Consider the following 11,009-nt stretch of genomic DNA (forward strand, 5'->3'; position numbering starts at 1 on the left):
GCGAGTTTGATAAAATCATGCTCGGTGAGTTGGTGGTTTTTTGGGGTCAGTTTAGGCATGGGGCGATTATAGCTTATTTATTTTTATTGGTATAACACTTGATTTTTTTAGAAAACCAGCTTATATTGAAACAGAGTGGGCGGGAAATTCCACCGCCTGTTGTTTACCCGAAAAAAGGAAAGTGCCATGCGTAAAGATAAAGATTTTGAAGCCCAAAAAGAAGCCTTGATGAAAGAAGTGCGCTCTGTTTTGCAGGAAGTGGAAAACCTTTATGACGCCGGAGTGGAAAGCGGCACAGTAGAAGCCAAAGCCTTGAAAGCCAAAGCACAAGCGCAATTGGGCAAAGTGAAATCGCAATTTGCCGATTTTGAAGCCGCTGCCAGCGCCAAAGCACATGAAGCCGCAGACCGCGCACGCGAAGCCGCTCATTACACTGCCGAAAAAGCACGCGGCGCCTGCCGCAGCACCGATGAGCTGATTCAGGAAAAACCGTATTACGCCATGGGCTTTGCCGCATTGGCCGGCTTGGTGGTCGGCGTGTTGCTCAACCGCCGTTAATCATCAGGTGAAGGCCGTCTGAAAACATTCAGACGGCCTTGTTGCACCGATTTCGTAAAGCTGAACTGATACCAAACCTAAAACACAGATAACAAGGCGGTAAACCGAAGTGCGCACAAAAATGCGCCAATGCGGAGCAGTGCTTTCAGTTGTTTTTTAGGTTTGGTATGACATGACTGACAAGCCGCCTGCATCGCCTTGCTTCAAGCTGGCATCAACAGGGCGGCCTGACTTTCGGCTGCATACAGGGGCGGATATGAATTTAAGGCAAAACATCAATCACTATAAAGTGCTGCTGCATCAAGGCGCCGATTTGCTGCTGCTGCGTTTGCGCATTTTAGGCTTGGATTTGAACGATCAGGCCACCACCATCTTGAAAATCATCGCCGCTATTGTGTTTGCGGGTGCGCTGTTTTCATTCGGCATGATCAGCCTGCTCTTCGGCCTCGACAGCGCATTGGGTGCCGAAGCCAAAATCTGGGTGTTTTTCGGCATCGCCTTGGCCTGCCTGCTCGGCATTGCCGCATTGGCTGCTTGGATTATGAGCAGCTGGCAGCAGAAAAGCCGCCAAATTGCCGCCACTTTGCACGATATGCAGCAAGATATCGCCTATTTGCGCGGGCAGCAGGCCACAGCCAAGCGCAATGATGAGGAGCCGTTATGAGCCGTTATACTTATCAGCAAGAGCGCGAGCTTTTGGAAATACAGGCGCAGCTTGCGCGGCTGAAAATCGCGGCCGAATATTTGCAAAAGCGCCGTGCTGCCGAGCAACAAAGCCTGCTGGATGCCAATTTCAGCAAAGCCGTGGGCTTGGCCAACGGCCTGCCTTCCGGCCACCTTTTGTGGAACAGCGTTTTCCTGCCGCTGCGCTGGAAACACCGCATTGCGGCCGCGGCGGCGCTGCTTTTGTGGCAGCTGTGGCGCGACGGCGGACACAGCGGCTCGCGCTGATTGTTGCCGCTGAATCAAGCTCAGCTTTGCTTGCGGCTGTTGTAAGGTCAGGTGCAAAAGGCCGTCTGAAACTTTTTCAGACGGCCTTTGCATAGCAATATTTCAGGAATGCGGTGAATGTCGGATACGAGTATCCGACCTACAACGTTCTGCTATAAAAAATCAAGGTCGTCTGAAACTTTATCTTTCAGACGGCCTTGCTGTTGGATGAAAACAAGGTATGTGCGCTATCGCATTCTATAGTGGAATGCATAAAAAAGTGATACAACGGGTAGGTTGGGTTGAAAACCCAACAAGCCGACAAGCCGTCTGAAACGTTGGGTTTATCAACCCAACCTACTCCGTTATAGTGCATAGTTTTGTATCACTTTTTCTTGCATTTTACTATATATGCTGGATGGATATGCTGGCTGGGCTTTGCGTTGGAGATTATTGGGCGGCCAGCGCCAGCATTTCTTCGGCATGGCGGCGGGTGGTGTCGGTGATGGTTTCGCCGCCGAGCATGCGGGCGATTTCTTCGATGCGCATGGCGGCATCAAGCACACTGATTTCGCTGAGGGTTTGCGTGCCGTTGCTGTGTTTGTGCACTTGCCAGTGGTTTTCGCCGCAGCTGGCCACTTGCGGCAAGTGGGTGACGGCCAGCACTTGATGTTGTTTGCCGAGCCGGCGCAGGGCGCGGCCGACGGTTTCGGCCACGCCGCCGCCGATGCCGGTGTCGACTTCGTCGAAAATCAGGGTCGGTACTTGGGTGTATTGGCTGGTGACCACTTGCAGCGCTAGGCTGATGCGGGCGAGCTCGCCGCCGGAAGCCACTTTGTTGAGCGGGCGCAGCGGCGAGCCTTGGTTGGCGGCCACTTGGTATTGCACATGCTCAAGGCCGTGGGCGGCGGGGGGGCAGGGCAAAAGCTCGATGTGGAATTGTGCGCCTTTCATGGCCAAATCCTGCATGTGCTCGCCGGTTTCGGCGCTGAGGCGGGCGGCGTTTTGGCGGCGCAGGGCGGATAATTGATCGGCGGCGGCCCGATATTGGTTTTCATGCTGAGCGCGGGCGGCTTCGAGGGCGGCGATGTCGGCGGCGGCTTCGAGGGCTTCGAGCGCGGCTTCAAGCTCGGCTTGTTTGGCGGGCAAGTCTTGCGGCTCCACGCGGTATTTTCGTGCCATGCTCATCAATTCGCCCATGCGCTGCTCTTGTTCGGCCAATTCATCGGGATTGATTTCCACACGGGCGGCCACGTCGCGCATATTGGCGCTGATTTCGCCCAATTCGGCTTCGATGCTGGCGAGCATATCGAGGCTTTCGGCAAAGCGCGGCTCGATGGCTTGCAGGCTGCCGAGCAGCTTTTGGCATTGGTAGAGCGCGCTTTGCATGCCGTTGTCGCCATTGATGTATTCGCCTGTTTGTTCGGCTGCCTGCAAAAGATCGGCGGCGTGGGCGAGGCTGTCGTGGCTTTGGCTCAGGCTTTCCCATTCGCCTTGATTCAGGCCGAGCGCTGTCAATTCGTTGTGCTGCCATTGCAGCCGCTCGCGCTCAATCGTGCGCTGCTCGGCTTGGTTTTGCGCGGCATCGAGCGCTTTTTGGGCGGCTTGCCAGCTGTGGTAATGTTGGCGCACTTGTTCGGCTAGGGAAAGGCCGTCTGAAAAGGCATCGAGCAGCCGGCGCTGGGCGGCTTCTTGGTTAAGCGAGTGGTGGGCGTTTTGGCCGTGTATGTCGATTAATTGCTCGCCGATTTGTTTGAGTTGGGCGAGGGTGGCGGCCTGGCCGTTGATAAAGCTGCGGCTTTTGCCTTTGGCATCGATGATGCGGCGGATGCTGAGCTCGTCGCTCTCGTCGAGCAGGCCTTGCTCGTGCAGCTGCGCTTTGAGGGCGGGCAGGGCGGTGAGGTCGAATAGGGCGGAGAGGCGGGCTTCGCGCGCGCCGGTGCGCACTTGGCTGTAGTCGGCTTTATCGCCCAAAAGCAGGCCGATGGCATCGAGGGTGATGGATTTGCCGGCTCCGGTTTCGCCGGTGAGCACGGTGAAGCCGGTTTGGAAATCGAGGTGGAGTTGCTCGACGATTACAAAGTCGTGCAGGGAGAGCGCCAGCAGCATGGGTAATCCTTTTATAGACGCAGAGGCCGTCTGAAAACATGATATTGTGAAATAGATAATAAAGCGCTAGGGTCTGTTCACATTTCATCCGTGCGTAAGATTTTGAGCGCAAAAGCGCGCTTGCAAGGCGAAAAGCGCAGCAAGGTTGGACACCTTGCGAGCATTTTCAACGCGGCAGGCGCGTTTTTGAGCCAAAAGATTGCCACGAGATGAATTGTGAACAGACCCTAAGGTATTGCTGCGCTTTGTATCGCTTTATTCTTCATTTCACGACAGTCATTATAGCTAAGATTTTTCGTAGTTTAAATAAGATTTTATATAGTGAGTGTGATTTTTCTTATTGTTTTGTATTGTGTATTGATTTTAATAGATAAAAGGCCGTCTGAATATGTTTTCAGACGGCCTGCTTTGCTTCTTTAAATCAATTGCTCGCCCCAATGCAGCTTTTGGCGCAGGGTTTTGTAGTATTGGTAGTCGCTCGGGTGCAGCACGCGCAGGCTGTGGCGGTAGCGGCGGATGTTGATGCGGTCGAGGTTTTGCACGTCGACAAACGATTGGCCGTCGAAATGCAGGCGGGCATCGGCGGCTTTGGTCACGAGAATTTCGATTTCGCAGGTGTCGGACACGGCAATCGGGCGGTTGGTCATCGATTGCGGGCAAATCGGCACCAACGTGAAGGCGCGCAGGCTGGCCTGCAAAATGGGGCCGCCGGCGGCGAGCGAATAGGCGGTGGAGCCGGTGGGGGTGGAAATAATCAGGCCGTCGGAGCGCTGGGTGTAAACGAATTCTTCGTTGATAAACACTTCGAATTCAATCATTTGGCCGGCGCCGCCGCGTGAGAGCACCACGTCGTTGAGCGCCAGCGAGGTTTGCACGGCTTTGCCGTCGCGCCACACCGAGGTTTCGAGCAAAATGCGCTCTTCGGGCAGATATTTGCCGGTGAGCATGCCGGTGAGCTCGTTCACCATCTGCTCGCGCGGCACTTGGGTGAGAAAGCCCAAATGGCCTTGGTTTACGCCTATCATCGGCACGCGGTAGGGCGCAAGCTTGCGCGCCACGGAAAGAAAAGTGCCATCGCCGCCGAGCACAATCACCAAATCGCAGCTTTTGCCCAAGGTGTCTTTGTTGACAATGGCGCAGCGGGCTTGGTCGGCGGCGGTGATGATGCCGTCGGCCACGCTGGCATCATCGAGATAGATTTGCAGCTTTTGCACGCACAAAAATTCGATCAGCTCGTGCAGCACGGTTTCGATCTTGGGGGTTTGCGGGCGGGTGACAATGCCGATGTGTTTGAATTGGCTGATCATGGCGGGCAAGGGTTGGGAAAAAGGTGATTATAACGGCATTTTCAGGCCGTCTGAAAGTGTTTGTAGTGTTCAGACGGCCTTAGGGTCTGTTCACATTTCATCTCGTGGCAATCTTTTGGCTCAAAAACGCGCCTGCCGCGTTGAAAATGCTCGCAAGGTGTCCAACCTTGCTGCGCTTTTCGCCTTGCAAGCGCGCTTTTGCGCTCAAAATCTTACGCACGGATGAAATGCGAACAGACCCTAGGGTTTATCCGCGCCACAAATCGGCATATTTTGTGCGCGCTTTCAAAAACTTGGGCGCCACCACCATTTGGCAATAGCCGGCCTGCGGATTGTTGGCAAAATAATGCTGGTGGTAGGCTTCGGCGGGGTGGAAGGTTTGTGCGGCGGCGATTTCGGTGGCAATCGGCTGCGGATAATGAGCCGCCATTTCCTGCACAAAGGCTTGGGCTTCGGCTTTTTGCGCTTCATCGAGATAATAAATGCCGCTGCGGTATTGCGTGCCCACATCGTGGCCTTGGCGGTTGAGCTGGGTGGGGTCGTGCAGGGTGAACAACACTTCCAAGAGCGTGCGGTAGCTGATGATTTCGGGGTCGAATTCGATTTTCACCGCTTCGGCGTGGCCGCTGTGGCCGCTGCACACTTCTGCATAAGTGGGCGCGGGGGTGTGGCCGTTGATGTAGCCCGAAGTGGCGTTGTGCACGCCTTTGAGGCGGTTGTAAACGGCTTCGATGCACCAAAAACAACCGGCGGCGAAAATGGCGGTTTGGTTTGACATGGCTTGGCTCCTTTTGTGTGTGGGATGCGGCTTATCATGTGTGCATCATGGCCGGATTGCAATGGCGGCAAATGAAAAAAGAGGTTGGGCTGCGCTCAGGCCGTCTGAAAACCAATCTGCTTATCGCAGCTCAGGCGGCTGCGGTGCGCGCGATTTTTTGCTCGCGTATCGGCAGGTTCAGCAGCGCCGCTGCGGCGGCCAGCGCCATATCGGCATACCACATCCAGCCGTAATCGCCGAATGCGCTGATGGCCCAGCCGCCGAGCCAGGCGCCGAAAAAGCCGCCGATTTGGTGTGAAAGCAGGGTGAGGCCAAACAAAGTGGCCAAATAACGCACGCCGAAAAGCTTGCCCACAATCGCAGCGGTGGGCGGCACGGTGGCGAGCCAAGTGAGCCCCAGCCCGATGGCAAACAGGTAAAACGTGGTGTCGGTGCGCGGCGACATCAAATAAACGCCGATCAACACGGCGCGTGAAGCATACATCCAAAACAAAATATATTTGCTGCGCCAGCGCCCCACACTCCAGCCGATAATCAGGCTGCCGACCACATTGGCAATGCCGATCAAGGCCAGCGACCAAGAAGCCACGCTCGGCGGCAGCCCGCACAAAGCCACTTCGGTGGGCAGATGGGTAACCAAAAAAGCAATGTGAAAGCCGCAGGTGAAAAAGCCCAAATGCAAGAGAATATAGCTGCGATCGCCAAAAGAATGCCTCACCGCCTGCTTGAGCGATTGCCCCGGCGCGCCGGCGGCCATCAGCGGCGCTTGCGGCTTGGCATCGCCGCGCGTGAGCCAGCGCGCAATCGGCAGCGCCAAAAGGCTGATGGCCGCCAGCGCATACATCGCCCCTTTCCAGCCCAGCGCCGGCAGCAAAATCAGCCCCTGCACCAGCGGCGCAAACACAAATTGCCCGAATGAGCCGCCTGCGTTCACCATGCCCGAAGCCGTGCCCTGCATGCGCGCGGGCAATTTATGCGCCACTTGGCTGATTAAAATCGAAAAGCTGCCTGCGCCCGCACCGAAAGCAATCATCACCCCCATGGTGAGCGTGATGCCCCATTGCGTGGGCATCAGCGGCACCAGCGCGCAGCCCAAAGCGAGCAGCAGCGTGCCGCTCCAAAGCACCGGCCAAGCGCCGTAGCGGTCGGCCATCGCACCGGCCAGCGGCTGTGACACACCCCACATCAGCTGCGTTACCGCCATGGCAAAGCTGATGCCGCCGATGCTCAGCGCCGTGTCGCGCACCATCGGTTGCACAAACAAGCCCAGCGACATGCGCATACCCATGGTAATCATCAACACCGAGGCCGCGGCCAGCACAATCAGCCACAGCTGCCGCTGCTTTATCGTTTCCTGCATCATGTTTTGCTCTTTATTGTGCGCTATGCAAGCTGCCTTTATATAAAAGGCCGTCTGAAAAAGCAAATGTTTCAGACGGCCTTCGATGTTATGATAAGCCACCTTTTTATTTCTGCATAAATCATGACTGCCCAGCCTTTCCACCCGCTCGATATTCCCATTCACGGCACCAATCTGATTGAAGCCTCGGCCGGCACCGGTAAAACCTGGGGCATTGCCGCCTTGTTTACACGGCTGATTGTGCTGGAAAAAATGCCGGTGGAGCAGATTTTGGTGGTCACGTTTACCAAGGCGGCCACCGCCGAATTGAAAACCCGCCTGCGTGCGCGGCTCGATGAAGCCTTGCAGACGCTGGAAATATTGGGCAGCGCCGATGAAGCCGCGCACGCGGCGGACGATGCCGAAGCCTTGGCCGCACTTTATCGCCTGCACAGCGATGATGCGCCGCCCGATGGCTTTATTTTCGATTTGCTGCACCGCGCCTTGCAAAATGAAAATCTGCCGCGCCTGACGGTGCGCCTCAAAGCCGCCATCAGCCAGTTTGACAACGCCGCCATCTACACCATCCACGGCTTTTGCCAGCGGCTGTTACGCGATTATGCCTTTCTCTGCCAAGCGCCGTTCGACACCGAATTGGCCGAACACAAACGCGAACGCCTACTCACGCCCGCGCAAGATTTCTGGCGCACCGAAGTGGCCGCCGATGTGCACAAAGCGCGTTTGGTGTTCAAACACCGCTACACCCCCGAAAACATGCTGGCCGAAATCCAAAAATACCTCAGCCGCCCTTATTTGGCTTTCAGACGGCCTGAAGTGGATTTGGCCGCCGCCGAAGCGGTTTTGCAGCAAAGCTGGCAAAATATTATGCCCAAGCTGCCCGAGCTGATTGAAACTTTCTGGAAAATCCACCCCGCGCTCAACGGCAATATCTACCGCAAAAACACCTTTGAAAAGCTGTTTGCCGAGCTGATGAGCGCCGCCGCAACCGGCACGCTGCCGCAAGATAAAGACGGCAAGCTGATGATGCTTTCCGCCGCCATGTTGGAAGACAAACTCAAAAAAGGCCAAAGCGCCAATGCAGCCGCATTCGCCCGCCTGCAAGCCTTGGCCGATCTCGGCCATTATCTGGATGAGCAAAACATGGCCGAAGAAAACGCGCTGATTGCCTTGCAGATCGATTTGCTCACCCACATCAACCATGCGCTGGCCGAGCAGAAAAAAAGCAGCCGCGAGCGCGGCTTCGACGATTTGTTGCTCGATGTGCACCACGCGCTCAGCCAAAGTCCGCAGCGTGCGCTTTTGGCCGAAACCGTGGCGAAAAACTGGCGCGTGGCGCTGATCGACGAATTTCAAGACACCGACCCGCTGCAATATGCCATTTTTCAGCATACCTTTATCGCCCACGGCAACCCGCTGTTTCTCGTGGGCGACCCCAAACAGGCGATTTACAGCTTTCGCGGTGCCGATATTTACGCTTATCTGCAAGCAGCCGAAGATGCCGAACACCACTACACGCTCGCCACCAACCGCCGCAGCCACGCGCAACTGATCAACGGTATCAGCGCTTTGTTCCGGCAAAAAGCGCAGCCTTTCGTGCTGCCCCATATCGATTATGCGAACGTGGATGCTGCGCGCGCAAAAAGCCGCTTAGCGCCGCCGCGCACGGCTATTCAGGTGCGCTGGATTGATGACGATGCGCAGATTTTGAAAAAAGACACCTTGCGCCGCCGCGCGGCCGATTATTGCGCCGACGAAATCGCCGCTGCGCTAACCGAAGCCGCCGAAGGCCGCCTGAATTATGATGGCGCGCCGCTGCAATCAGGGCAGATTGCCGTGCTGGTGCGCACCCATAACGAGGGCAGCCTCGTGAGCCAAGCTTTGAGGGCGCGCGGCGTGCAAAGCGTGCTGCTGCACCGCGAATCGGTGTTTGCCGCGCCCGAAGCCCAAGCGCTGGCTGCGCTGATCGGCTTTTGGCTGCAACCGCAGCGCACCGAGCCGCTGCGCTTTGTGCTCGGCGGCGTGTTGTTCCGCCAAAGCGCTGCCGAGCTTTACGCGCTCAACTACGATGAAGCCGCGTTGCTCGAGTGGATACATTCTGCCGAGGCCGCCGCCTTGCAATGGCAGCAACACGGCTTTTATGCCGCCATGCAGCAATTTGCCGCGCGCCACGGCATCGAAACGCGCCTGCTCGCCGGCGGCAACAGCCGCAGCCTCACCAATTACCACCAGCTTTTGGAAAAGCTCGCCGAAGAAGACGAGCAAAACCACAACCCCGCCGCTTTGCAGCAATGGCTGCTGGCCGAAATCCAAGCCGCCAAACAAGGCCGCAGCAGCGAGGCGCATTTGTTGCGGCTGGAAAGCGATGAAGCGCTGGTGAAAATCGTCACCATGCATGCGGCAAAAGGGCTGCAATATCCGCTGGTTTATTGCCCGTTTGTGTGGGATGCCCCCAGCGGCAAGCCCGACAGCTGGCAGATTCTGCACCGGCAAGATCAGAGCGAATGGCTGGCCAAAAGTCAGCTTGAAGAAGCCGATTTGCAGCAATTGGCCGAAGAAGAAGCCAGCGAGCGCCTGCGCCTGCTTTATGTGGCGCTCACCCGCGCCGAAGAGCAGCTCACGCTTTATGCCGCCCATTGCGACAACACCGCCGCCAACACCTTTGCCTATCTGCTCGAAGGCGGCTGCGACAGCCGCTTTGCCGACACCGCCGCCGCTTATGCGGCCGAGAAAAAAGCCAATAAGGCAGAGGGCGAGAAAGCGATGTTGCGGCGCAACTGGCAGCGCTTTATCGGGCAAGCGCCTGAAAACAGCGATTTTGTGTTCACCGCAGAAGCGCCGCCCGAAATCGCCCGCGCACCTGTCGCCGGCTTTTCAGACGGCCATTATCAAGCCGCCGCCATGCCCGCACGCAGCTTTGAATTTATCCGCCACACCAGCTTCACCGGCCTGAGCCGCCATGTGCACACACGCGATGATGCGCGCGAGGAATTGCAGCCGGCCATCGATCCGGCTGAGGCCTTGTCTGACGAGAGGCCGTCTGAAAGCCTTGCAAGCCTTGCTGATAATCCGCACGATATTTATCATTTTCCGCGCGGCGCACATGCCGGTGTGTGTTTGCACGAATTGCTCGAGCATTTCGATTTCAGCCGACCGGCCGCCGAGCAAAGCGAAGCCGCCCGTCAAGCCTTAACGCGCTACGGCTTTGACGAAAGCTGGCTGGAAGCGGCAAACGGCATGCTCGATGCCGCCCGCCTCACACCGCTCACCGGCAGCCACACTTTAGCCGCGCAGCCCGCCGCCCGCCGCCTGCCCGAAATGGCGTTTACCCTGCATATGCACGATTTCCGGCTCGATCACTTGCGCGCCTGGTTTGCCGGCCCGCATCTCAAGCTGCCCGCCGCCTGCATTGCTGCGGCGCAATGGCTGGCTTTTCAAGATCTGCAAGGCTATCTCAACGGCTTTATCGACATGGTGTATCAAGACGCCGACGGCCAAGTGTGCATCATCGACTACAAATCCAATCATCTGGGCATGCACGAATCGGATTACCACCAAGAAGCCATGAACGAAGCCATGGCTGCGCATCATTATTATCTGCAAGCGCTGATTTACGCGATTGCCGTTGCGCGCTATTTCAAGCTGCGCGGGCAGGCCTTGCCGCGTATCGCCGTGCGCTATCTGTTTTTGCGCGGGATGGACGGCAGCGGCAAAGGCGTGTGGGCATGGGATATCGACACCGCCGATTTGGCCGCATGGCTTTAGGGTCTGCTCACCATTCATCTCGTGGCAATCTTTTGGTTCAAAAACGCGCCTGTCGCGTTGAAAATGCTCGCAAGGTGTCCAACCTTGCTGCGCTTTTCGCCTTGCAAGCGCGCTTTTGCGCTCAAAATCTTACTCGCGGATGAATTGTGAACAGACCCTAGGGTCTGTTCACAATTACTTGTCATAAAGGTAGCCACATCACAAT

The 11,009-nt window shown here is 56.7% G+C and carries 10 protein-coding genes; 5 read left to right on the forward strand and 5 right to left on the reverse strand.

The window, feature by feature from the left end; genetic code table 11:
• The first annotated feature begins 186 nt into the window (after positions 1–186).
• From EV680_RS11490 to EV680_RS11500, 3 genes are all read left to right on the forward strand, one after another.
• Positions 187–558 (forward strand): ElaB/YgaM/YqjD family protein, encoded by a 372-nt coding sequence (locus EV680_RS11490; RefSeq protein ID WP_132954885.1) that lies wholly within the window; start codon positions 187–189, stop codon positions 556–558.
• Between the two features lie 256 nt (positions 559–814).
• Complete coding sequence (locus EV680_RS11495) at positions 815–1,222, forward strand: phage holin family protein (protein ID WP_132954886.1); 408 nt, start codon at positions 815–817, stop codon at positions 1,220–1,222.
• Complete coding sequence (locus EV680_RS11500) at positions 1,219–1,509, forward strand: hypothetical protein (RefSeq protein ID WP_132954887.1); 291 nt, start codon at positions 1,219–1,221, stop codon at positions 1,507–1,509. Before EV680_RS11495 ends, EV680_RS11500 begins: the two co-directional genes overlap by 4 nt.
• A 429-nt stretch (positions 1,510–1,938) precedes the next feature.
• Here EV680_RS11500 and recN read toward each other — a convergent pair whose 3' ends face one another.
• Together recN and EV680_RS11510 are read right to left on the reverse strand one after the other, a co-directional pair.
• Complete coding sequence (gene recN, locus EV680_RS11505; protein WP_132954888.1) at positions 1,939–3,597, reverse strand: DNA repair protein RecN; 1,659 nt, start codon at positions 3,595–3,597, stop codon at positions 1,939–1,941.
• 416 nt (positions 3,598–4,013) lie between these two features.
• Complete coding sequence (locus EV680_RS11510; protein WP_132954889.1) at positions 4,014–4,904, reverse strand: NAD(+) kinase; 891 nt, start codon at positions 4,902–4,904, stop codon at positions 4,014–4,016.
• On the opposite strand from EV680_RS11510, the gene EV680_RS11515 reads away from it, so the two are divergent.
• Complete coding sequence (locus EV680_RS11515; RefSeq protein ID WP_132954890.1) at positions 4,888–5,130, forward strand: hypothetical protein; 243 nt, start codon at positions 4,888–4,890, stop codon at positions 5,128–5,130. The two genes, EV680_RS11510 and EV680_RS11515, sit on opposite strands and share 17 nt — an antisense overlap.
• A gap of 21 nt (positions 5,131–5,151) precedes the next feature.
• On the opposite strand, the gene msrA is transcribed toward EV680_RS11515, so the two are convergent.
• Entirely contained in the window at positions 5,152–5,682 is a 531-nt protein-coding gene (gene msrA, locus EV680_RS11520) for a peptide-methionine (S)-S-oxide reductase MsrA (RefSeq protein WP_132954891.1), read from the reverse strand.
• Between the two features lie 130 nt (positions 5,683–5,812).
• Complete coding sequence (locus tag EV680_RS11525; RefSeq protein ID WP_243650409.1) at positions 5,813–7,045, reverse strand: MFS transporter; 1,233 nt, start codon at positions 7,043–7,045, stop codon at positions 5,813–5,815.
• Positions 7,046–7,165: 120 nt separating this feature from the next.
• Here EV680_RS11525 and recB point away from each other — a divergent pair, with 120 nt between their 5' ends.
• A complete protein-coding gene (gene recB / locus EV680_RS11530; protein WP_132954892.1) occupies positions 7,166–10,804 on the forward strand; it encodes an exodeoxyribonuclease V subunit beta in 3,639 nt (1,212 codons plus the stop codon).
• 14 nt (positions 10,805–10,818) lie between these two features.
• On the opposite strand, the gene EV680_RS12050 is transcribed toward recB, so the two are convergent.
• On the reverse strand, positions 10,819–11,009 hold a 191-nt coding region (locus EV680_RS12050; protein ID WP_207894346.1), incomplete at its 5' end, for a hypothetical protein.

The organism is Uruburuella suis (assembly GCF_004341385.1).
GTDB classification, from domain to species: Bacteria; Pseudomonadota; Gammaproteobacteria; order Burkholderiales; family Neisseriaceae; genus Neisseria; species Neisseria suis.